General features: G+C 68.8%; 14 protein-coding genes and 4 pseudogenes. 8 read left to right on the top strand and 10 right to left on the bottom strand.

Annotated features, from left to right (window positions below):
- Positions 1 to 502 (top strand): annotated as a pseudogene (locus CLM62_RS49940) (hypothetical protein); the annotation flags it as partial.
- A gap of 384 nt (positions 503 to 886) precedes the next feature.
- Here CLM62_RS49940 and CLM62_RS10960 read toward each other — a convergent pair.
- Together CLM62_RS10960 and CLM62_RS10955 are read right to left on the bottom strand one after the other, a co-directional pair.
- Positions 887 to 1,195 (bottom strand): annotated as a pseudogene (locus CLM62_RS10960) (universal stress protein); the annotation flags it as partial.
- A 35-nt stretch (positions 1,196 to 1,230) separates the two neighbouring features.
- Positions 1,231 to 2,463, bottom strand: coding sequence for an SLC13 family permease (locus CLM62_RS10955; RefSeq protein WP_373559133.1), 1,233 nt, complete (start codon positions 2,461 to 2,463; stop codon positions 1,231 to 1,233).
- Positions 2,464 to 3,228: 765 nt separating this feature from the next.
- On the opposite strand from CLM62_RS10955, the gene CLM62_RS10950 reads away from it, so the two are divergent.
- Positions 3,229 to 3,459: a hypothetical protein gene (locus CLM62_RS10950; RefSeq protein ID WP_095749643.1), complete on the top strand. Its 231-nt coding sequence runs from the start codon at positions 3,229 to 3,231 to the stop codon at positions 3,457 to 3,459.
- Positions 3,460 to 3,971: 512 nt separating this feature from the next.
- Here CLM62_RS10950 and CLM62_RS10945 read toward each other — a convergent pair.
- On the bottom strand, positions 3,972 to 4,325 hold the full coding sequence (locus CLM62_RS10945; protein ID WP_095749642.1) for a class I SAM-dependent methyltransferase: 354 nt from the start codon (positions 4,323 to 4,325) through the stop codon (positions 3,972 to 3,974).
- Positions 4,326 to 4,623: 298 nt separating this feature from the next.
- Positions 4,624 to 6,282, bottom strand: a complete 1,659-nt coding sequence (locus tag CLM62_RS10940; protein WP_095749641.1) for a penicillin-binding transpeptidase domain-containing protein — start codon at positions 6,280 to 6,282, stop codon at positions 4,624 to 4,626.
- A 342-nt stretch (positions 6,283 to 6,624) separates the two neighbouring features.
- Here CLM62_RS10940 and CLM62_RS10935 point away from each other — a divergent pair, with 342 nt between their 5' ends.
- The 3 genes from CLM62_RS10935 to CLM62_RS10925 all read left to right on the top strand — a co-directional run bounded on the left by CLM62_RS10935 (position 6,625) and on the right by CLM62_RS10925 (position 9,107).
- Complete coding sequence (locus CLM62_RS10935; protein WP_095749640.1) at positions 6,625 to 7,452, top strand: glycoside hydrolase domain-containing protein; 828 nt, start codon at positions 6,625 to 6,627, stop codon at positions 7,450 to 7,452.
- Between the two features lie 149 nt (positions 7,453 to 7,601).
- Positions 7,602 to 8,312, top strand: a complete 711-nt coding sequence (locus tag CLM62_RS10930) for an LAETG motif-containing sortase-dependent surface protein (RefSeq protein ID WP_095749639.1) — start codon at positions 7,602 to 7,604, stop codon at positions 8,310 to 8,312.
- 81 nt (positions 8,313 to 8,393) lie between these two features.
- Positions 8,394 to 9,107 carry a DUF2993 domain-containing protein gene (locus CLM62_RS10925; RefSeq protein ID WP_257003798.1) on the top strand — a complete coding sequence of 238 codons (714 nt, stop codon included), beginning with the start codon at positions 8,394 to 8,396 and terminating at the stop codon, positions 9,105 to 9,107.
- Between the two features lie 581 nt (positions 9,108 to 9,688).
- On the opposite strand, the gene CLM62_RS10915 is transcribed toward CLM62_RS10925, so the two are convergent.
- Positions 9,689 to 10,669, bottom strand: coding sequence for a zinc-binding dehydrogenase (locus tag CLM62_RS10915; protein ID WP_095749637.1), 981 nt, complete (start codon positions 10,667 to 10,669; stop codon positions 9,689 to 9,691).
- Positions 10,670 to 10,881: 212 nt separating this feature from the next.
- Positions 10,882 to 11,700 carry an IS5 family transposase gene (locus CLM62_RS10910; protein ID WP_095749647.1) on the bottom strand — a complete coding sequence of 273 codons (819 nt, stop codon included), beginning with the start codon at positions 11,698 to 11,700 and terminating at the stop codon, positions 10,882 to 10,884.
- Between the two features lie 277 nt (positions 11,701 to 11,977).
- Between CLM62_RS10910 and CLM62_RS10905 the strand changes: the two genes are divergently transcribed.
- Positions 11,978 to 13,045 (top strand): tyrosine-type recombinase/integrase, encoded by a 1,068-nt coding sequence (locus tag CLM62_RS10905; RefSeq protein WP_257003797.1) that lies wholly within the window; start codon positions 11,978 to 11,980, stop codon positions 13,043 to 13,045.
- Here the strand turns inward: CLM62_RS10905 and CLM62_RS51375 are convergent.
- Both CLM62_RS51375 and CLM62_RS10890 read right to left on the bottom strand, forming a co-directional pair.
- Positions 13,032 to 13,217 carry a transposase gene (locus CLM62_RS51375; protein WP_257003796.1) on the bottom strand — a complete coding sequence of 62 codons (186 nt, stop codon included), beginning with the start codon at positions 13,215 to 13,217 and terminating at the stop codon, positions 13,032 to 13,034. The genes CLM62_RS10905 and CLM62_RS51375 overlap by 14 nt on opposite strands.
- Positions 13,218 to 13,650: 433 nt before the next feature.
- Positions 13,651 to 14,210, bottom strand: a pseudogene (locus CLM62_RS10890) (MATE family efflux transporter); the annotation flags it as partial.
- Between the two features lie 3 nt (positions 14,211 to 14,213).
- On the opposite strand from CLM62_RS10890, the pseudogene CLM62_RS10885 reads away from it, so the two are divergent.
- Positions 14,214 to 14,420: pseudogene (locus CLM62_RS10885) on the top strand (hypothetical protein); the annotation flags it as partial.
- Positions 14,421 to 14,432: 12 nt separating this feature from the next.
- Here CLM62_RS10885 and CLM62_RS10880 read toward each other — a convergent pair.
- Together CLM62_RS10880 and CLM62_RS10875 are read right to left on the bottom strand one after the other, a co-directional pair.
- Positions 14,433 to 14,720 carry a hypothetical protein gene (locus tag CLM62_RS10880; protein ID WP_095749636.1) on the bottom strand — a complete coding sequence of 96 codons (288 nt, stop codon included), beginning with the start codon at positions 14,718 to 14,720 and terminating at the stop codon, positions 14,433 to 14,435.
- 73 nt (positions 14,721 to 14,793) lie between these two features.
- Positions 14,794 to 20,820, bottom strand: a complete 6,027-nt coding sequence (locus CLM62_RS10875; RefSeq protein ID WP_306457902.1) for a DNRLRE domain-containing protein — start codon at positions 20,818 to 20,820, stop codon at positions 14,794 to 14,796.
- Between the two features lie 609 nt (positions 20,821 to 21,429).
- Here CLM62_RS10875 and CLM62_RS10870 point away from each other — a divergent pair.
- The gene (locus CLM62_RS10870; protein ID WP_143659012.1) at positions 21,430 to 21,702 is read left to right on the top strand and encodes a GIY-YIG nuclease family protein; all 273 of its coding nucleotides are present in this window, start codon (positions 21,430 to 21,432) and stop codon (positions 21,700 to 21,702) included.
- The last annotated feature ends 712 nt before the right edge of the window (positions 21,703 to 22,414 follow it).

The following is a 22,414-nucleotide window of genomic DNA, read 5'->3' as shown; positions in this document are numbered from 1 at the left end:
CTGGCACTCGGTGCGGGCCGCCGTGGCGCTGTCCCTGGCCGGCCTCACCCTCAGCGGCGTCGCGGTGGCGGCGATCGGCGTCGTCCGCTCGTCTGACGACGGCCACGGGGACCGGCGGCCGCCGCAACCATCGACCACTGCCTCCAGCCGGGCCGGCGCGGGCGCGTCTCCGGCCAAGACCCACACTCCCGGCGCCTCCGTCACACCCGGCCACCGGGCCACCGCCCAGGACACCGAGGCCCACTGCCGGGCGTACGAAAAAGTCAAGGGCCGCGGCAAGGCACTGGACGCGACGGCCTGGCAGCGGCTCGTCGACGCCGCCGACGGTGAGAAGAACGTCGCCGCATACTGCGCGGAACAGTTGGCGCAGCCCTCAGCGGCAGACAAACAGGGCAAGGCCGAGAAGACCAAGAAAGCCCAGAAGACCGAGACGGCTGAGAAGACAGCCAAGCCGACCAAGCCGAGCAAACCCGCTAAAACGACCAAGCCCGAGAAGCCGTAGCCGCCTCCACGCGGCTGTACGGCCCGCCTGCACGGTCACGGTGTGACACATCAGATCCGTGGTGCGCTGTAGGAGGCGACCCGATCACGAGGGTCAAGGGGCCCGCCCTCTGTGGAGGGGGCAGCGGGCTCCGACGTGCAGGGGCAGGCTCGGTTACCCCCGTGGCGGGTCTGCCCCTGCTCGAAGACGAAGGCCGGCCCTGGGTGCCCACAACCGCGCAGCGGTACCCAGGACCTTCTCGGCGGGCGGGGTGGCAGAGCCCCGCTCGTCAGACTTGCGGCAGCCTCGCCGGTTCAGGGCCCGTAGCCCGGTCCGGCTCCCGTCCCCTCGCGCCGCCCCTCACTGAGAATTCTGCTTCCCGCCCCGGGGCGACCTCCAGCCGTCCGCGGCCACGACTTCGCGTTCGAGGCGGCCGGTGGGCTCGGTGCGCGTACAGGGGCGGCCGAGCCGGTCGGCCGCCTCCTGCAGCAGCTGCTCGGCGGAGGCGGTGGCGAGGTGCTCCATCCGCGTGCCGGGATCGCGTTCGGGGTGGCCGCGGCCGAGCAGGCCGGCGAAGGCACCATGTGCGACGCCCGGAATTTCATGCCCGGTCACGTGCAGCAGCACAATGTCGGCGCCTTCGGGCGTGTGCGTGCGGGCAGCGTCCACACACGCGGGCCACGTGCCCTCGACGATCCAGACGACGACGGCCATAGAGGTCAGCCTCCGACCACTCGCTCCGGCTCGGGTCAGGTTCCGATCAGGTGCAGCGCGCCCCACAGTGCCACCACCGAGCAGGCGAGCGCGGCAGGCACCGTGTACAGGCCGAGCCGGGTGAACTCGCCCAGCCCCACCTCAGTGTCGTGCTCACGCACGATCCGCCGCCACAGCAACGTCGCCAACGATCCGGCATAGGTGAGGTTGGGGCCGATGTTGACCCCGAGCAGCACCGCCAGGACCGCTCCCGGCCCGGCCGGGGCCGTCAGGGGCAGCAGCACCAGCACCGCGGGCAGATTGTTGATCACATTCGCCAGGAGAGCAGCCAGCGCCGCAATGCCCAGCAGCGCGGGCAGTGAGGTGCCGTCGGGGATCAGCTGGCCCAGGGCGCCGTCGAGCCCGTTGTCGACCACCGCCCGCACCACGATCCCCAGCGCCAGGACGAACGCGAGGAAGGGGACCGCGGCGGCCCGCACGAGAGCGGAGAGCGAGGTGCGGCGCTGGGCCAGCGCACGCGCGGCCAGCACCAGCGCACCGGCCAGAGCCGCCCACGCCGGGTTCACCCCCACCGCCGAGGTCACCACGAACCCGGCCAGCGTGCATACCACCGTGACCAGCGCGAACAGCGGCAGCTCCGGCGGCTCGGCGGTGGACGGCGCCTGCGCCCCAGCGTCCAGGTCGGTGGCGAAGAACCGGCGGAAGACGGCGTACTCGACGCCGATCGCGACCAGCCACGGCAGCACCATCAGCGCGGCGAACCGGGTGAAGCTCAACCCGCTGGCCGCGAACGCCAGCAGGTTCGTCAGGTTCGACACAGGCAGCAGCAGCGACGCCGTGTTCGACAGATGGGTGCAGGCATATACGTGCGGCTTGGGCCGGGCGCCGAGCCGGGCGGCGGTGGCGAATACCACCGGGGTGAGCAGCACCACCGTGGCGTCCAGGCTCAGCACCGCCGTGATCAGCGACGCGATCACGAACACCTGCACCAGCAGCCTGTGCGGCCGGCCTGCCCCGGCCCGGGCCATCCAGGCCCCGCAGGCATGGAACAGCCCCTCGTCGTCACACAGCTGAGCCAGCACCAGCACCGTCGCCAGAAACCCGATCACCGGCACCAGCCGTGCCACCTCGGCCCGGACAGCGTCCAGCGACACCGCCCCGGTGGCGATCACCAGGGCTGCGGCCGGGACCGCGACCACCGCTTCCGGCCAGCCCCACGGGCGGATCACCGCGCAGGCCAGTACCAGCACCAGCAGAGCGGCGGACAAGACCTCCGCGAGCGAAATGTTCAGGGCCGGCTTCCTTCCAACAGACGTGAGGGGCCTTTATGGAACCAGGGCCGCCGCTTCGGCCCGGCTGCGGGTGAGTCATTCCGCGACCGGGCTCACGCCGCGGTCCGTGCCTTTCTACGTGCTGGTGGTGCCACCCGCTTACCCAACCGCTGCAGGCTTTGCATGTGCTCCCCTGCGGGTGAATCCGCTGCTCCTGACCGCCAAGGCGGACGGAGCCGGGCATCCTCCCGATGCCGGACGGCCGGCGCGGTGTGGGACGCATCGCCAGTCCGGGCGCCAGAGCGGTCCCGTGTGACACATCGACACCACAATGCGCTGTAGCGGGTGATCCGATCTCGAGGGTCAAGGAACCCGCCCTCTGTGGGGGCAGCGGGCTCCGACATACAGGGGCAGGCTAGTTCCCCCCGTGACGGGTCTGCCCCTGCACACGAAACGAAGGTCGCCGACGTGCCATCCGCTGTGTCAACCGCATCCGAACCAATCCCGGCGGGCTGGCACAGCACCAGGGCCAGATCGTCACAGGCGGCTGCCCAGCGGCGGGAAGGACCGGCCTTGGGCGGCGCGGGCCTTGGTCATGCCGTCGGTGCAGCCCAGCCTCGCTCGTGTCCGACGCCGGCCGGCGACCAGGTGTGTCCGGGGGCGTTCGGCCAGAGCTTCTTGACGGGCTCGGCGGGGCTATATTGGTCCAGTTTGATCAACTGTACGACCCCGCCTGACAGCCCTCCCGGAAGGAATGACCAGGTGAGCGAGAGGATCAGGGCCAGGGTCCTGCTTCTGATCGGCGACGATGCGGAGCTGACGACCGAGCACCGCGGGGCCGAGGATCCGGAGCGCGTGCCCGTGAGCCGGCTCGTCGCAGAGACGGGCATCCCGCGCGCACGGCTGGCCGGCGCCGACCTGGTGGCGGTCATCGACGACGCGGGCGAGCTGGAGCGGTTCGAGCGCGCGGACGGAACCGACGGCGTCCGCTGAGCCCTCGCATACCAAGGGCCCCCACGCAGGGATGATATTGAGGGCATTCTTGTCCGGTCCCGGCCCGGCGCCGCTGGGACTGGCGGGCTCCCCAAGCCTGAAGCGCGGTCCCTGCCGCCCCGCCCATGCTGAACAGCTGTTGTCGTACCGAACCTGAGGACGGCGTCTTCGCTGGTCCCAGCACTACCGGCGATCGGGGCGGCCGTCGCCCGCACATCGAAGGTCCCGGCGGTCGGCGTGCATCCCCGCCGCCGCACGTCTCGGTGCCCGTCTACGGCTTGATGTCGTAGAGGACGTTGAAGGGTCCTCCGCCGTGGACCGGGCCACGTTGCTGAAGCCCGCTTCGGCGCACAGACTGCGTACGACCGTCTCGGGCATCCCGCACGTTCCCAGAGCGGCTCCGCCGTTCGCGAGGGACGTGGTCATGCAGTAGAACATGCTGAACCCGTAGAACATTGATGCGACGGGGCCCACGTTGTCCTCGGGGCGATCCTCGCAGTTGATCTCGAGCATCAGGTAGTCGCCGTCGTCGTTGACCGCGGCCTGATCGCGGCAAGGAGCCGCTTCGGTTCCTCCGCGTGGATGACGTCGAACGTGGTGACGAGGTCGTAGCGCCCGGGGAGCCCCTGGGCGGCATCGACCGTCTCGAAGGTCACGCGGTCGGCGACACCGGCCTTCTCCGCGTTCGCCCGGGCGCGTTCCACCTGGGCCGGGAAGTTGTCGAACCCGGTGAAACGCGACCGGGGAAACATCCGGGCGAGCACGATCAGGGCACGGCCCGCGCCGCATCCCACGTCCGCGACGTCGATGCCACGCTCCAGCCTTTCGACGACGTGAGGGAAGGTGCTCAGCCAGTCGTCGACCATCACGCTCTCGAATCAGCTGCCGGTGAAGTGGCTCATGCCATCCCGCAGGAGGTCCGGGTAGTCGCTCTGCCGTACGCCGCTCTCGCTCCTTCCGCTGGGAGAGGCGCGAACACATCTGCTGTCAGGGAGCGAATCAGGGCCAGGGTCCTGCTTCTGATCGGCGGCGAGGCAGAGTTGACGAGCGAGCACCGCGGGGCCGACGACCCCGAGCAGGTGCCGGTGGGCCGGCTCGTTACGGAGACAGGCATCCCGCGTGCAGTCGTCGGGCGCTCCCAAGACTGTCGACGCTGACGGCGGATCAGCTACCGGTCAGCAGCTGCCGGACGACGTATCCGGCGGAGTCCACACCGGAACTGCCGCCCTCGACCAACGCCGCGACGGCGATGCGGGAGTTGTACGCGGTCAGCCACCCGTTCGTGTCGTCCCCTTCCTCCGCGGTGCCCGTCTTGGCGCCCACGCCCGCAAGACCGCCCAGGCGCGGAGCCGCGGTGCCGCTGGTGGCCACGCTGCGCATCATCGACTGCAGGTAGCCGGCCGTACGACGGGAGATCTGCCGCAGCGCGGTGTCCTGGTGCTGGCCGGGCAGGATGACCGGCTGCTTGAACCCGACGTTGCGTACGGTCGCCGCCACGGACGCCATGAACAGCGGCGTGGCCGTCACCTTTCCCTGACCGATGAACTGGGCCGCCTGGTCACCGCCCTGGACATCCGGTGGAATGCTCGCGTCCGTGGTGGCGACCCCGCCGCCGATCGACCAGTTGCCCATGCCGAAGACGTTCACGGCCTCGTCGTGCAGGGTGGAGGCGTCGCCGTTGTTCACCAGGTAGTGGAATCCGTCCTTGATGAAGGAGGTGTTGCACGACGCGGTGAACGCCTGCGCGATCGTGGAGGCCGGGTTGGCCCTCACGCCCGGGTCGTTGTGGAATGTCTGGCTGTTGGCCGTCACCGAGTCCGTGCACGGGGCCGGACTGCCCGGCGCGAGGCCCACCTGGTCGAACAGGGCCGCCGACGTGACGATCTTCATGGTGGAGCCCGGCGACTTGATGCCGTTGATGGCGATGTCGCCGTCCGCTCCCGTGTGGGCGATCGCGAGGATGTGGCCGGTCCTCCAGTCGAGCGCCACCGTCCCGGCGGGCTTGTCCTGTAGATGGGCGTCCTTCACCGCGGTTTCGGCCACCGCCTGAAGACGGGCGTCGATCGTGGTCTTGACGACGGCAGCCCGGCCCTTGGAGAAGACCTTCAGCGCCTTGACGCCCGTGCCGATGCCGTCGACCACGGCCACGCCCGTGCCGGGGTTTCCGCCGGCGGGCTTGGCGTTCTTGCGGATCGTCGCCGTGATGTCCCGCAGGGACGGGAAGATGGACAGGTCTGTCTTTCCGTCGCCGGCGAGCACCTTCACCGTGGTGGTGTCGGCCGGCAGCTTGCCCGCGGTCAGCGACTGGTCGTCGCCCAGGCCCGGGTAGAGCACCGAGTTGTTCCAGTGGGCCGCCAGCACGTCGTTTGTGCTCTTCCGTACCGCCACCGCGCTCGGGTAGCTCCAGGTGCCATCCGCGACCTGGGCAGTGACGCCGAAGGTGACCTTGGTGGCGCCGGGCGTGACCGTCGAGGGCCCCGCCGAGCGAATGTGTGTGAACGACAGCGTTTTGAGGTGCAGGCCGTCCGCGTATCCCCGCAGTGCCTGTGCGGCCGCGTCCGGGAGGTCGGTGTCGCCCGCCGCGTCGCCGAGGTGCTGCTTGGACCAGCTGTCCAGGAACGCGCGGGTCAGTTTGACGGCTTCGGCGTCCGTCGGCGGCGTACTCGACACGGCCGACGGGTCGAACGTGCGCGCCACCTTGGTCTGGGCATCACCCGCGGGACCGGAGGTCAGGCCATGCACGATGTTGTAGGCGCCGATTCCGCCGACGACGACCAGGGCGGCGCAGGTACTGGCAAGGCCGATCTTCCCAGCTCTGTTCACGTGCCTGATCGTATGTACGCTCCATATGCCACTGGCTACGAACTGATCTCCAATCACTCAATGCCTGGTCAAAGCACCTGCCCATTTCAAAGATTTGCCGTGCCTTGAGGGAATCTTGTGGCGATCAAGGGACGGGGTTTCCCGATCACGGGGGCGATGCCGATTACTGTGCGATCCGCTCCGGACGCCCGGGATGCCGGAAGAACCGTGCCGCACCATGCGGGGCGGGGCGGCGACGGCTGGGTGCGTCAGTGCGTCGGTCTTGCCGTGTCGGAGCACACATCGTCCTCGGCCGGTGCGCCGTCCGGGTGCCGTATGCCGTGATCGCGAATTGGGGTGGGGATGTCCAGCCATCGGCTGTCCAAGAAGCGCCGCTACGCCGCCTGGGCGACGGCGGGTGTCGCCGTCGTCGCGGGTGCCGGTATCGCGGCGCAGACCTCGATGGCGGCCACGACCTGGCCCGCCCAGAGGACGTACACCGGCCACGCGTTCGACACCTGCACGGCGCCCTCGCTGAACGCGATGAAGGCGTGGCACACGGGCTTCTACGGCGCCGCCGCGGTCTACATCGGCGGCAAGAACCGCGGCTGCTCCCAGCCCAACCTGACCGCCTCCTGGGTGAAGTCGGTCAGCGCGATCGGCTGGAAGCTGATCCCGATCTACGTCGGCGCCCAGCCGCCCTGCCAGACCAGTTCCAACCCGGAGAAGCTCACCGCCTCCACCGCCGCCTCCCTCGGCGCGAGCGACGCTGACGACGCGGTGGCCAAGGCATCGGCACTGGGCATGAAGGCCGGCAGCCCCATCTACCTCGACATGGAGCCCTACGACATCACGAACAAGGCGTGCGATGACGCCGTTCTGACGTATGTGCGCTCCTTCACCAAGACGCTGCGCGCCAAGATGTACCGCGCCGGCTTCTACGGCTTCAGCAGCTCCAGCGCCAAGGCGATCGCCACCGCCACGAACAAGACGGACCTGCCGGGCAACCTCTGGTACGCACTGTGGGACAAGCAGTACACCACCACCGCGGACTGGCCGTGGGGCTCCACCCAGTTCACCAACCACAGCCGCGGCCACCAGTACATGGTCAACAGCAAGGAGACCCGCGGCGGTTACACCATCACCGTCGACCGGGACGCCTGGGACGCGCCCGTCGCGATCACCGGCTGAAGCGCCTTCACACGGCTGCGTGCGGTGCCTTCTCACCGCTCACGCACTCCTCGTATCCGAGCCCATTGCCGCTCCGGCCTGCTCTCGTCCGCCCGGACCGCTTCCGGAGCCTTGGCAGCGCCAGACCGTCGACCCACGAAGGACAGACCATGCCCCTTTCCCAGCACACCGCCAGAGCAGCCCGCGTCATCGGCACGTCGGCCGCCGCGGCCGCACTCGCCCTCGGTGCCGCCCACACCGCGCTCGCGTGCAGCATCGGTGACTTCTCGGCAGCGGCCGTGTGCGACACGGGCGGCCACGGAGTCATCCGCGTCACCGACAAGGACGCCTCCGGCACCCCGGCCACCGTCAGCCTGTACGTGCAGCTGAGCATGCCCGGCGGCGAACGGCTCGTCGACACCAAGACGATCGAGCACCCGACCGCGCAAGGCGCCACCGTGGACCTGATCCCCCTGGACTGGTACGCCGGGGAAACCTTCCGGATCCACGTCAAGGCCGGCGACCAGGTCGAGGACGACATCCAGCCCCAGGTCGTCGTACCGGACGAAACCTGCGCGCCCACCAGCTCCCCCTCGGCACCGGCCGCCCCTTCCGGCCAGCCCTCGTCGACATCGGCGCACCCCTCCCCGACGTCCTCCACGGCCTCGACCACAGGGCCGAACCCGGCGCAGAGCGGCAGCGCGACCCCGGCGCCGGATGCGAGCAGCGCCGCATCGACCGCAGGCAAGGGCACCAACCTGGCCGAGACCGGCGGGGGCACCGGCACCACCGTGATCGCCGGCGCCGCCACCGCGCTGATCGTGGCCGGCGGCGGCATCATCCTCGCCCTCCGCCGCCGACCGGCACACCGTTCCCGCTGACAGGTTCCTGTCTCACCTGGACACGCCAACGAGGTGGCCCATCGGGCCGTGGCTACAACGCAACAACATGAGGGGATCCGCGTGAAACGTCGATGGGTGAAGGTCCTGGTGATCGCGGTCGTGGTGATCGCCGTACTCTTCACAGCGGTCGATCGCATAGCCGTGCACTACGCGAACGACGAAGCCGCGCAGCTCGCGAAGGAGAAGTACGGCTACGGCAACACCACCGACGGATACCTGGACGTGGCGATCGAGGGCTTTCCGTTCCTGACCCAGGCGGCAGGCCGCGACTTCGGGCACGTGACCCTGACCGCAGGCGGGTTCTACATCGACACCACGACGAATACGCAGGGCGGCTATCTGCACATCGACCGTCTCCACCTGGATCTGCGCGATGTGAAGGTGACGTCGCTGACAGCGCGCAGCGCCGAAGCGAACCTGGCCACCGGCACCCTGACAGTCTCGTACAAGGAACTGTCCGGCGTGGTGACCCGGCTCGCGGGCAGCGGCGGCCCGCTGCAGGTCTCGCAGGCACCGGGATCGAACGGCCAGGCGGCACGCGTCAAGGTCTCGGGCACGGCCGGTGGCACGGCGTTGAACACCACGGGGACGCTCCTGGCTCAGGGAACGGAGCTCTCCCTGACCGTCCCCGGTGCCGACAGGGCCAGTACCGTCTGGCGGGTCAGTCTCCCGGCGGGCGTCGACTTCACGGCGGCGCGTGCCACCGCGGACGGCATCGAGATCCGCCTCGTCGGTCACCAGGTGACGCTCGGCTCGTCGCGCTACGGCCGCTGAGACGCCCCTCAGGAGCGTCCTCCACGGCTATCACCCTCTGCCGGGACTGCGTGCGACGACGGTGCTTCGCCACCCGCGGCCCTCACTCGGCGTCCACGTCCAGGCATACTGCTGGTCTGGTCCGATGAAGCATTGATTCCTGAGCTGGAAGGGACCGCTTCTGCACACGTTGCTCGCCGAGGTGCTACCCGCCGCGCTGCTGGTGCTGGCGTGTGCGGTGGTACGGCCGTGGGGTTGGCCGGAGGCCGTGGTGGCGGTGCCGGCCGCCACCGTGGTGATCGGTACCGGCGCGATCTTGCTGGAGCATGCCCGGGACGAGGCCGCGCGGCGGGGGCTGGTAATCGGGCTTCTGGCGGCGGTGTTGGTGCTGGCAGGCGCTCAGGTCTCGGTGGTGGGTACCGCCGCATCGAGGCCGCGGGCTGCGACGAGCTGCTGCCGTCGGCCAGGCGGTGGCACAAGGTGACGGTCACGTCCCACATGTCCTTCCTTGACTTACAGGTCCTAACAAAATGGCTGGCGGGCGACGTCGTCTGGCACCTTCATGAGACCACTGCTTCGGCTGGACCAACGCCGGCCGTATCTCACCAGTGGGCGTCGGGGACGAGGGCGACTTTGCCTGTTGCCGCCCTCGCCTCCAAGGCGGCGTGAGCCGCAGCGGCCTGCGACAGGGGGAAGGTCTGGAAGGCGGGCACCAGACTCCCGTCGGCGGCCGCCGCGAGCGCGCGGGCCTCATCGGCGGGCGCGTCCTGGCCCTCCAACAGCAGGGCCAGTGCGTCGGTGAAGTTCACGCCGCGCTCCTTCAGTTCCGCCTCATCGGGGCGGAACTCCTCCCGTGAGGCCGCGCCGATGGTGATGTAGCGCCCGCCCTCGGCCAGCAGCCCGAAGGCGGCCCGCCCCTTGTCGCCCTCGACACCGTCCAGAACGACCGTGACGCCGTGCCCGCCCAAGGCGTCGCGGACGGTGCCCGTCCAGTCCGGCAGGTTGTAGTCGACAGCGATGTCGGCTCCCAGCTCTCGCACGGCCGCCGTCTTGGCCGGTCCGCCCGCCGCGCCGATGACCGTGGCGCCGAGGCGGCGGGCGAACTGGACGACCAGACGGCCGATGCCACCGGCCGCGGAGGTGACCAGGACCACGTCGCCGGAGGTGAGCTCTGCGATGTCGAGCAGGCCGATGGTGGTGGTGCCGGTGACGACCATAGTGACGGCGGCCTCGTACCCCAGTCCGGCCGGAATCCGGTGCAGGGACGAGACGTCGGCGACGGCGAGCTCGGCGTAGCCCCCCGGCCTGCCGTGCGCGGTCACCGCCTTGGCGCCAATCCAGACCTCGTCCACGTCTGGCCCGACCGACTCGACGACGCCGGCCACCTCTCCCCCGAAGATCGCCGGAAGTCCGGGAAGCGGCGGACCGATCTCCAGCCCTTCCCGCATCGCCGTCTCGATCTGGTGGACTCCCGCGGCCCTCACCAAGACGCGGACCTCGCCCGGTCCCGGTACGGGATCGGGCACAGTCTCATAACGGAGGTTCTCAGCGGATCCGAACTCGTGCAGCACGACGGCGCGCATGACCGTTCCTTCCGGTAGATCTGCAGGAGAACACCCACTCTGCGACCTCTACTTGACTTGAGGTCAAGCCTCTCGCGACGGGCACCTCCCGGCGGTGATGCTCCCCACGCGACGGTGCAAACCTCATCGAGCAGCGGCAGCTTCAGCCGTAACAGATCACGCACCGGTGGCACGGAGACCCCGCTCATACCCATCCCTCAGCCCATGAATCCTCAATAAAATGAGGTCTTCAGACGTCGCCAGCAGATGATGGCGCAGCCGAGAGTGAGGAAGGCTTCGTGAATGTCGTCGCGAATCTCCCAGCGGATGCGTAGGCGGCGGAACCAGTGCAGGAGCGCGAACGCTGCTTCGACCACCCAGCGATGGACGCCCAGGCCGGAGCCGTGCTCGGTCCCGCGGCGGGCGATGACGGGGCGGATGCCCAGATCGCGCAGGTCGCGGCGGTAGGTGTCGTAGTCGTAGCCGCGGTCGGCGTACAGCGTGCCGGGACGCTGGCGGGGGCGGCCGCGCTTGCCCTTGACCGCGGGCACGGCGCGGACGAGCGGCATGAGCTGGGTGACGTCGTGGCGGTTCCCGCCGGTCAGCGTGGCCGCGAGCGGGATGCCGTGCGCTTCGACGATCACGTGATGCTTGCTGCCGGTCCTGCCCCGGTCCACCGGGGAGGGTCCCGTCCTCGCGCCGCCCTTCATCGCCCGCAAGTGCGAGCCGTCGACCGCGGCCCGGGAGAGGTCCAGCAGGTTGGCGGCGCGCAGCTCTGCGAGCAGCAACTCGTGCAGGGCCTGCCACACCCCGGCCTCGTGCCAGTCCCGCAGCCTGCGCCAGCAGGTCATCCCCGAGCCGTAACCCAGCTCCAGGGGCAGGAACTCCCAGGGGATCCCCGTGTAGAGGACGAACAGGATCCCGCTCAGTACCCGCCTGTCATCCAGCCGCCTGCGCCCCGGATTCCTGGACCGCCACTCGACGGGAGGGAGCAGCCCGGCGATCCGCTCCCACAGCCCGTCCTCGACCTCCCACGGCCTCCGCTGTACCAACCCCAGCACCCCCAAGCGCACCAGTCAGGGGCCACAACACCAGCTGACGACCTGTGATTCCACGGTCTACCGCAGCTCATTTTGTTAGGAGTCTTTAAGCGCCAGCGGGAAGGCCGGACGGGTTGACACCATACGCAGCTTCTTCTGCGACCTGATCGAATGGGAATGGATTACCCCGAGGTTCGATCCCCGCCGCGTTCTCGCCTTACCGCTGTCGGTCCGGGCCGGCCGCGACCCAGACCCCCGGATCATCGACGATGCCGCCTGGGCCAAGCTGATGGCCGCCGGGCTGACGCTGACCACCGACGACTTGCGCGCATACGGGACACCGCGTGCGAAGGCTGCCGGATGGCACGCGAACTACTACCCGATCGAAATGATCCGTGCCCTGGTCGGGGTGTGGTTGTTCGGCGGTCTACGGATGGACGAAATCCGTCGACTCGAACTCGAATGCGTCCGCTGGGACCAGGCCACCGACCCCGACAGCGGCGAGACCTACCGCGTCTGCCTGTTGCACATTCCGGCGAACAAGACGACGGCAGCGTTCTCCAAGCCAGTCGACCCCATCGTTGGTGAGCTCATCGATGCCTGGAAGGGCGTTCGCCCTGCTCAGCCGGACATTACCGATCGCAAGACCGGACAGCGGCGCCAACATCTGTTCTGCTACCGAGCCCAGCTCGTCGGCCCCGCCTACCTCAATGACAAGCTCATCCCGATTCTCTGTGCGAAGGCCGGCATCCCCGAGTCCGACTCCCGCGGTGCACTCACAAGCCATCGGGCTCGCGCCACGATCGCCACCCAACTGCTGAACGCCAAAGACCCCTTGTCCCTGGCTGACCTGCAGCAATGGCTGGGACACAAGCATCCGTCCAGCACCCGCTACTACGCCAAGATCCTCCAGCGGACGCTCTCAGCGGCTTACAAGAAGGCCGACTACCTCGCCCGGAACGTCCGCACCATCCAGGTCCTCATCGACCGTGAATCCATCCTCACGGGCGCTGCCGCCAGCGGCGAGCAGCCGTGGAAGTACTACGACCTGGGTGAGGGCTACTGCTCTTACGACTTCTTCGCCAAGTGCCCCCACCGGCTGGCCTGCGCACGCTGCCCGTTCTACGTCCCCAAGACCTCCAGCCGAGGCCAGCTCCTGGCCGTCAAGGACGGCATCGACGAAATGCTCGAACTCAACCTCACCGATGACGAGCGCGAAGCCCTCGAAGGCGACCGCGAGGCGGTCGCCGCCCTAGCGGAACGGCTCAGCGACATCCCAACTCCGGCTGGCCCTACCCCCAAAGAGCTCGGCACCACCAAGAGCTTCATCCCTCTCACCCAACTCACCGAAAGGTAAAGCTCCTGCCCCGATCCTCAATAACTTGCCACTTGATGCCGTTGTCGACGACGTAACGCACTGCGTCGATCATCTGCCGGTGGCAGTAGCCCTCCGGACGGCCGCCCCGGCCCGCCAGCCAACCCGGAACCGGCAGCAGATCCCGCACCAGGAACCACTCGGCATCGCTCATATCCGAGCCGTATCGGGGCCGGCGATCCGGCCGGTCGGCCGCGTTCCCGAACCTGTGGGCGAGACAGTCACACCCAGGAGTGGACGGACTGGACCCGGCAACGCTGACCACGCGACACTTCGACAACAGGGCCTCTTGCTTCTCGCTGGACTCGACAACCGCGAGCTACCAAGAGGCCCTTCTTCCATGCCTGCCGCCCGGCCAACTCACCCGAATCAGCATGCTGTTCGTACCCCGCCGACCACGCGAGCGGATAGCGAACAGCCAGTTAGATGTCCACACGCTGTGGACGAGGCATAGGAATCGGCGACTGCCGAGCTCCTGCGGCCCAGGGCTCCTTGTCGGTGCCGCAACCGTCCTGGCGTTGCAACGAGCGACCGCGGCCTGGCCAGCGCCGATGGAGACCGGCACGGCTCCGCCAAGCGGTGCTTCCTCAGGCGACGGCCAGCTGTCCGGCCGCGCGGAGGGTCAGGGCCTGGTGGTAGCGGCGCAGCAGGAGCAGGGCGGTGGCGGCGAGGCCGGTGAGGAGGCCGAGCCAGACGCCGACGGTATCCAGGCCGGCCGGCTGACCGAACAGCCAGGCGGCGGGCAGCCCGATCAGCCAGCAGCCGACGAGCGTGATGCGGAAGCCGCTCTTGGTGTCGTCGAGTCCGCGCAGCAGTCCGACGCCGATGTTCTGGGTGCAGTCGAAGAACAGCAGGACGGCGGCGATCAGGAGGAGGTTGGTGGCGCGGTTCCCGTCGGTGGCCGACGGGTCGAGGAAGGGGCGCAGCACCAGGCCGGGGACGGTGAGGTAGACGACGCCGACCACGGCCATCACGGCCGCCGCGCACGCCAGCGCGGTGTTCTTGAGACGCCGGCCGCGTCGGTCCGGTCCAGGGCGAGTTCGCGGCTGACGTTGAGGGATGCGGCGTGGGACAGGCCGAGGGCGATCTGGAAGACGATATAGATGAGCTGGTTGACGGCGGTGCGCGCAGCCAGGGCGGCGCTGCCGACCTCGTCAAAGGGAGCTGGGGCGTCGAGCGAAGCCTGGGATGGATCAGGCTCCGTCGGCGGCTGGCCCGCGACTACGAGACCCTCCCCACCAGCTCCGAAGCCATGATCCACATTGCCTCGATCGACAACCTCGCCAAGCGCATCACGGACGAGACCGCACCCACCTGGCGAGGAAGCTACCTAGGACACAAGGTGCTCTCTTCCTAAATCAAATGCTCCTCAGGCAGCCCAACCGATCAGCAGTCCTGACAGCAGAGCGGCGGGACCCGCCATCCAAGTGGAGACTCCGCGCTCCGTTCTCCACTTGTCGATCACTATCGTGGCGAACACAGCGACGAAGAGCCGGAAGAAACTGTCGGCCAGTCCCCCGCCCAGCGCGGTGATTATCTGGCTCGTTCCGAATCCTGTTGCGGTCCAGAGCAGGAGGGGGTTCGCCACCTGCTTCTCGGTCGCCAGGACCAGGACTGCGACGGTGAACACGACCTGCAGTGTTTCGATGATCAGCATGACTACCTCTCGTGTACAGGGCGGGTGGCGGCCGGGTACATACGGGCCGCCATCCGCTCAGTGTTCGTCCGGCTTACCTGCAGCCGTTCGCTCTACCCCAGTAGGTGTAGGGAACGAATCCCGGATACAGCCACCACCACTGCAGTTCGAGGCAGTGACCGACCTTCTGGGCCCATTTCGCCTTCTTCTCGATGAAGTAAGTGTCGATCGAGAGGAAGTTGAGAGCCGTGGCCTTCGCGATTTTCAGCAGCGACGCGATGGTGCCCGCCTTACCGCTCAGCCCGGCCCAGCTCTCGGCCTGCGCTGTCTCATGCTTGTTGAAGCGGATACGCAGACCGTAGTAATGCCACGAGAACCGCAGGCGTCCGGTCAGGTCGAGATCGTTCACCGGGTCGCTCGGGTAGGTGTAGGCGTCGGAGTTGCCTCCATACACCGGGTCGGTGGTCAGGAACCGGCCGGTGGCCGGGGCGTAGAGGCGCACGCCCATCAGAACGACCCTGCTGAGTGTGCTGGACGGCCGCTGGTATCGGCCGAGCCATCCGTAGGTGCTGTCAACGGCCGTGTCCAGCGCGTTGCCGTATTCGTCGAAGTGCTGAACGCTACTGGATGCTGCGGCGTCCAGCGGCTGCCGGACGGTGACGTCGCCGTGAGTGTTGGTGAACTGCAGGACGACATCACCGCTTGCCGAGGTCGTGGCTCCCAGACCGTCTTCGAGGTCTCGGACGTCACGGCTGATGCCCTGGCTGGATACGCTCCAGGTGGGGCTGTCACAACCGCAGCCGTAGTGGTTGGTGACCGTTGCGGTGTCGGTCCACGTGCCGTTCGAGTCCTTGGTCTGGGTGGTCTGGACAGCGAGGCGGTAGGCGGCGTCGAGGCTCCACGTGTTGCGAGTGGAGCCGACGGTCTCCGAGGCGACGAGGTCGTTGGTGTAGTACGACAGGCTGGTGTCACCGCTGGTGGTAATGCGGCCGAAAGCGTCGTACGCGTAGCCGGAGTTCACCAGACGGTCGGCCGAGTCGTAGGTGTAGGACGTGGTGGTCGTCGTGGCGTCGGCGGTGCTGCTGTCGCAGTCGTCCGAGGTGGTCTTCAGCGAGCTGCGGTTGCTGTTTCCGTCGAAGCTGTAGGCACGGGTGGTGCAGCCGGTGCCGGTGGTGTCGGTGGCCTGGGTGAGGCGTCCGGCACTGTCGTAGGCGTAGGCGGTGTCGATGCTCGGGCCGTCGGTCTGGGTGTGACCGAGCTGCTGCCCGCTCGCCGAGTACTGGGCCGTGTCGGAGGCGACGGTGGTGCCGTCGGACGCGGTGTACTCACGGCTGGTCTGGTTGCCCGCCGTGTCGGTGCTGACGGCCAGGCTGTAGCCGCCGGGCAGGCCCTCGGAGATGAGGGTGCCGTCGGCGTCGTACGTGCCGGTGAAGGTGCCGGCGACCGAGTCCGTCAGGCTCTTCACGTTCCCTGCCGTGTCGTAGGCGTAGGTCACGGTGGAGGGCGCCGAGTCGGTGGTCTTGACGGTCTGGCCGAGGACGTCGTAGGCCCGGGTGGTGGTGTTGCCCGCGCCGTCGCCGTACGACAGGAGCCGGCCGAGGCTGTCGTAGGTGTAGGAGACGCTCTGGCCGCCCGAGGACTGGGTCGCGATCTGACCATTGTTCTGGTCGTAGGTGAGGGTGGTGGCGGGGGTCTCCTTGCCGGTGCCGCCGGTGACGGCGCTCTTGACGTTGCGGCCCGCGCTGTCCGTGGTGATGGTCGTGGTGCGGGTCACGCCGTTCGCGGTCTCGGCCTTGGTGGCCGTCTGGCCCCGGCGGTCGTAGGTGTAGACGGTGGTGACCGCCTCGGTGGGGTTGCTGCCGCCGTTCGTGATCGCGGCCGCGGGCGCCGTCCTGCACAGCAGTCCGGCCCATTCGGGACGGGCGCCGCAGGTGCCCGAGCCGTCCGCGGTGTAGTAGGTGTAGGTGAGGGTGTCCGCGTCGGAGCCGGACGAACCGGCGGTGCGCGTCGTAGCCACCCGGCCGGCGCTGTCGTACGACGTCACGGTGCCGGTGGTGGCACCGCCCTGCGTGGCTTTCTGCTGGCCGGTCGACCAGTCGTAGGTGGTGGTGATGGCGGTGGTGTCGCCGTCCGAGGAGTATCCGGCGACCGTGGCTCCGTTCACCGTGGTGGTGACCAGGTCCGAGACCGCCGCGCCGGAGGGCCGGTTCTCGTCGTAGGTGTACGACGTGTGCGACCGGGCCGGAATCACGCTGCCGGCGGCCAGCGTGCCGCTGGTGCCCTTGAGTTCGCCGCTGAGGGTGATCTGGTGCAGCGGGCCGTACTCGTCGAGGAGCCGCTTGCCGTCGGCGGAGTAGTCCGAGACGGTGGCGAGTTGCCGGGCCCGGTCCGCGGTGGACAGGTCGGTCAGGCCGAGGGCGGCGAGCTTGTCGGCGGCGCCGTCGCTCGTGCCGAGGGCGAGTTCCCGGTTGGCGGCCGTCAGGCTGGTGACCTCGTGGCCGTACTCGTCGTGGTCGGCGACGGTGATGGCGCCGCCGGGCGTCGCGGCGTTGGTCTGCTCGCCGTCGGCGTTGATGTAGGTGATGGTGGCGCGGGCGTAGGTGCCGGCGGTCAGGTTGCTTCCGGTGCTGGAGGCGGGGACGCTGTCGGCCGGGAAGACGGCGGTGGCGTCGGTCGGTGCCTCGGCCTGGCCCCAGGTGGCGACCGTGCCAGCGTCCATCTGGTGCGGGGCGCCGGTACCGGTCAACGGAATGTCGTACACCACTGTCGTGGTCGCCGTACCCGACGTGCTGCTCGCGCTCCCCTGGGCTAGCGCCGGCCGTGAGGCGCTCAGCAGCATGCCCGCGCCCGCGGTCAGGGCCGAGCCGGCCTTGCCGTAGGTGAAGGTCCAGGGCAGCTCACCGGGCTTGGTGAGGGTGGCGACCCGGCCGTCGGAGTCGTACGTGTACTGCGTCTTCAGCGCGGGGCTGATGCGCGGGTCCCACACCTGACGGAGCCGGCCGGAGGCGTCGTAGGCGTAGGAGGCGACAGTCTCGGCGGTGGCGGCGGAGGCACCCGGGTCGGTGGCCCACAGCTTGATCGCCTTGACCTGGCCCTTGTAGTCGCCGGGGGCGGAGTCGGTGCCCGTCGTGGAGTCCGCGTAGACGAACTCCAGGACCCGGCAGCCCTTGGTTGCGGGGGCGGTCTGACAGGTCGTGGCCGAGACTCCGGTCGTCGGGGAGATCACATACTTCGGGCGGGCCAGCTTGCCTGTGTCGTCGGTCTCGGAGGCGGTGGTGACGGTGGAGTCGGACGCGGAGGTGGCCGACGAGGACAGGGTCCAGGTCGGGACCGAGGCGGCGGCCTTCGCGAACACCGTGGTGTTGGCGTCGGTGTCGGCCAGCGTGAACTTCGTGTCGGACAGGCTGCCCGTCAGCGTCATGCCCTCGGCGCCGGTCTCCGGCTGCCAGCCGCCACCGGAGGTCGCTGTGAAGGCGATCGTGCTGCCGTCCGCCTTGAGCAGTTCCACTGAGGTGGCGGAGGTCTTGCGGATCTGCGTGTAGTCGCTGTCGGCGGCGTCGATGGCGGAAGTCCAGCCGGGGCCGAAGATCTGTGCCTGGCCCTCGCTGTCCTTGTCGTTGGCGCGCGAGGAGTACGTGCGCTCCACGTCCGCCGAGAATGCGGAGGCGTCCGTGGCCGACAGGGCGTAGTCACCGGTGAGTTCGTTCACCGTGCCGGGGCCGACCTCGGCGGTCGGGGCGGTGCCGGCGTCGCGGTCGAGGGTGACCCCGACGGTCTGCGAGTGGCCGGTGCTGATGCCGTCCGTGAACACGGCCCGCAGCTGGATCACACCGTCCTCGGCCAGCGAGTTGACCGTGTTCCACACCAGCTTGGTGGCGGTGCCGCCTGTGACGGCGACCGGCCAGGCGGACACGGCGTTGCCGGAGTCGGTTACGTCACCCACGGGCACGGTGTGCCAGCCGTCGGTCTCGCCGCGCCGGTACTCCCAGGTCACCCCGGTGTAGCTGGTCATGCCCTTGGCCGACAGGGTCAGCCGGCGGGCGGTGGTGTCACCGTCCTGCGGAGAGATGACCGCCGCGCCCTCCGCGCCCACGCCGAAGGAGTACTTGGTGGTGGCGGAGGACAGGTTGCCGGCGGCGTCGACGGTGCGGGCGTACAGCGTGTGCCAGCCGTTCGCCGGGTCGATGCTGACGGTCTGTGCATCACCGCCGGAGCCGTCGGTGGTGTCCAGCTTCTTGTTCGGCACCGAGGAGTCGTCCAGGGCCCAGTAGTAGCCGGCGCCGTCCGACGAGGAGGTATCGAGCGTGCACGACACCGCGCTGGAAGCCTTCGCGTTCCAGCCGTTCTCGTCGTACGTGTCACACGTGACGGTCGGCGCGGCGGGCGCGTCCGTGTTCAGCATGAACGTGGTGTATCCGGACCAGGACCCGTAGTCGGTGCCGTCGTTGGCCCGCACCCGGTAGCGCAGGTGCTTGCCCGCCGGAAGGGCGGAGGCGGACGGGATCGTCAGCTGGGCCGTCGAGCCGGAGGCCACCGAGGCGGAGGTGCCGGTGTAGGAGTAGGTGGTGTCCGCGTACGCCGGGTCCGCGGTCACCTCGAACTGGGCCTTGGTGCCGGCCCCGTCCGGGTCGGTCACCTTCGCCGACAGGGTCGGCGTGAGCGAGGTGGCGTACCGGGTTCCGTTGTAGGCGTTGACCTGGGAGGGCGAGATCGCCAGCGAACTCGGCACCGACGGGTACGAGTTGTACGTCACCGTCAGTTTCGGCGCGTAGCCTGAGGTGGTGTAGTTCGCTGAGCGGAAGCGCCGCCAGGTGGTGGAGTCCTTCTCGTCGTCGCCGCGGATCTGGAGACCGTAGTTCGTGGCACCGTCGGCCCACGACTGCACGATCGACTGCAGGTTCCAGTTCGACCAGTTCGCCGGGCAGTTGGAGTCGTAGCCCCAGTGGCCGGTGTTGGAGGCCATGCCCGTGGTGGTGGTGGACGGCTGTGCGCCCCAGGTGATCGATGACGAGGACCACGAGGAGGTGATCCGCTTCGCCACCGTGGCCGCCCCGGAGGTGGAGCAGGTCGCCGAGTAGTAGTTGTACAGCGACATCGTCCCGCCGGTGATGTGCTTGCCGGCGAACTTCGACACGTCGAACTTGAGATACGAACGCGCCACATCGCTGCCGGAGTCGTACGTGCCCGACTTCAGCTCCTGCGAGGAGATCTGCGAGTCGGGGTAGTCCGGGTTCTGCACCCAGGTGTCGGTGGTGACCGCCAGCGTCGTGGTCGGATCCACCGTCACCGGGTAGGTGGCCGTGGCCAGGAAGTCCTTGTCCGGGGTGAGCACCAGGCTCTGTGAACCGTCCGAAGCGGTCTCGATCTTCGTCGCGACCTGCTCCTGGTGCGCCGACTCACCGGACGCCGAGTCCTTGGAGGCGTCCCACATCATCGGCGCCGGCGCCTCCGCCACCAGGTCACCGTCACTGTTCTTCAGCAGCAGATGCCCGGAGTCGGCCTGGGACAGCTTCACCCCGTCCAGGTTGAGCGGAATCCGGTAGGAGACCGCGTCTCCGTCCGGCTGCTGGGTCAGCTTGATGTTCTCCGAGAAGCCCTGTGCCAGCGCGGTGACCGAGAGGGTCTGTCCGCTGCCCAGGTCGTACGAGGCGGTGTTGTCCCTGACTGTCGGGCTCGGCAGGTTGTTCTCCCAGCCCAGCCCGAAGGTCTCGTTGCCCTTGGTCACCGAGGCGAGCTGCTTGTCCCCGCCGTCGGACACCGCGATGTCCGCCGCCGCGGCGCCCGGTGTGAGGTCGGAGCCGGTGTCGGACAGCGAGGTGTCGATGTCCTTCCACTTGCCGTCCTGCTTCACCCGGACAGGTCCGGCGTACGCCTCCGTCTGCAGTTCCCCGCTCGGCATCGCGTAGGTCGTCGAATCCGCCGTCCGCTGCGACAGCACCTCGATCTTCCGGTTCTGCATCCGTGCCATCAGCATGGCCGACGCTATCGAATCCGCCGATGAGGCCGCCGGCTTGGCGTCGGACACCGTGGTCGCCGTCTCTGTCGTACCCGAATCGGCCGCGAAGGCAGCCCCCGTGCCCAACGACACCAGCGCCGTCTCCGCCGCCAGCACTGCGGCCACCGCGAGGGCTGTCCGTCTCAGCCGGTTCACTCTGCGTGGCGACCCCAACCGCCACGGGTTGTGTCTCATCAACACCCCTCCAACAAACCGGTCAGGGATGCGGGCGCATCCCCCGAATAGGGAGTGAGGGAAAGGGAGTCAGGTGTCTTCCAGGTGAACGAGACCGCGTCTGAACAGGGAGAACACGCCCTCAGATTGCGCTCAAGTCTCTTGTGTCAAGGAAACTCTTGACTCGTTCATGGCCGCGGAATCAGGCATTCCCCCATGCGGCCGCCACGCGATCACCAAGCAGAATCGGACAAGGGGCCGCCGATCGGACATCGGTTTCTCGCCAACTGTCCACGGAAGGCACAGGAATCCCCCGTCGATCCTTTACGAAGCCGTGATCGGCGGCGCCCACGGCCGCCCGCCCCCCATGGGGTTAGCCGGCCCCCGCCCAGGCGAAGTTCATGCTTCTCGCGCGGTGGCTCCGGGACTCGCGTTGGCCAGGCGGCCAGTGACTCTGCGGCACCGACGAGGGGCCTCGGCGGGCCCGGCGACCTCACGCTTGGGCAGGTCGGGAACAGGGCCACCTACCCGACGGCCGACCGCCGGCTACTGATCACTGCCATGCCTGCGGCTCCAACGGCTATCGCACCCGCACCTGGAAGACCGAACTTCCTGGTCGGCCAAGACGAGCAGCGCCTCACCGACTGGATGCACCGGCACCTCACCCTTACCTGGAGCCAGCGCCCCGATCCCGTCCCGCTGGAGACGGCACTGATCTCCCGTCTCCGCGCGCCGCTGAACGTCGACGGAGCCGAACACGGCACCGTGCTGGACCGCGTCAAGCAGGCATGGGCCCGCTACTACGCCAGCGCCGGGCCCTGTCCGGACCGATAGCCCGCATGCGGGGAGAGACACCCCCTGCCCCACCTGGCCGTCGGCCAAACGGTTTCCACGACCGGTGCCGCGAGGGCCTGCATCCGGCCGGCCCGTCGGGGGACGGTGTCCCACCTCGTCTTGTCGGAGGGCACCATGGCCCTCAGCCGCCTTGCCCGCGAGTTCGCCGCCGAGATCAGACAAAAACGACTGGTCCGACGCCCCAGGCGGCTCGACCGGACAGGCCGCAACCGTTGCCGATGACTGCAAGAGCCACGAGGGCGAGCGGGTGCTGAGCGAGTACGACCACGGGCCCCACGTGTGCCCCGGCACTGGGGCGCCGACGTCACAGGCGACGTCATCACCACGGAGAGCAGCGACACCTGCCGCGACAGCGTGGAGGGCGAGTGGTTCCGACGCGGTTGGCAGGGCATCCCTCTGCTGGCCTACTCGGCCCGGGCGGCCCTGGCGTCGCGACGGTCTACAGAGGTGGAAGCCGTGCGGCCATTGCGTCATCACCGGCCGGCCCTGACACGGCGACGCTCGGCATGGGGCTCGAGGGCCTGCGGACGAGCGCGAGTGAACTACGGCCGAATTCTGGCTTTCCTCTGGTCAGACCGGTCAGGAACGCGGTTGCGGCCGCGCGGACTGCTTAGGTTCAGCTGCGCCGACGCCGTCGACCGCGGAGCTCTCACCGCCACCCGTGCTTCGCCCTGTTACTCCGGAACGGAGA

The organism is Streptomyces sp. SA15 (assembly GCF_002291145.1).
GTDB lineage: Bacteria > Actinomycetota > Actinomycetes > Streptomycetales > Streptomycetaceae > Streptomyces.
Note: the sequence above shows the minus strand (reverse complement) of the source record. Positions and strands in the feature narration are given on the sequence as shown.

What these genes read in the sequence shown, in the direction of transcription:
- CLM62_RS10945 (WP_095749642.1), bottom strand. Translation starts at nt 4,325, where the DNA reads ATGGTCGACGACTGGCTGAGCACCTTCCCTCACGTCGTCGAAAGGCTG.
- CLM62_RS10935 (WP_095749640.1), top strand. Translation starts at nt 6,625, where the DNA reads ATGTCCAGCCATCGGCTGTCCAAGAAGCGCCGCTACGCCGCCTGGGCG.
- CLM62_RS10930 (WP_095749639.1), top strand. Translation starts at nt 7,602, where the DNA reads ATGCCCCTTTCCCAGCACACCGCCAGAGCAGCCCGCGTCATCGGCACG.
- CLM62_RS10915 (WP_095749637.1), bottom strand. Translation starts at nt 10,669, where the DNA reads ATGCGCGCCGTCGTGCTGCACGAGTTCGGATCCGCTGAGAACCTCCGT.
- CLM62_RS10905 (WP_257003797.1), top strand. Translation starts at nt 11,978, where the DNA reads ATGGCCGCCGGGCTGACGCTGACCACCGACGACTTGCGCGCATACGGG.
- CLM62_RS51375 (WP_257003796.1), bottom strand. Translation starts at nt 13,217, where the DNA reads ATGAGCGATGCCGAGTGGTTCCTGGTGCGGGATCTGCTGCCGGTTCCG.
- CLM62_RS10880 (WP_095749636.1), bottom strand. Translation starts at nt 14,720, where the DNA reads ATGCTGATCATCGAAACACTGCAGGTCGTGTTCACCGTCGCAGTCCTG.
- CLM62_RS10870 (WP_143659012.1), top strand. Translation starts at nt 21,430, where the DNA reads ATGCCTGCGGCTCCAACGGCTATCGCACCCGCACCTGGAAGACCGAAC.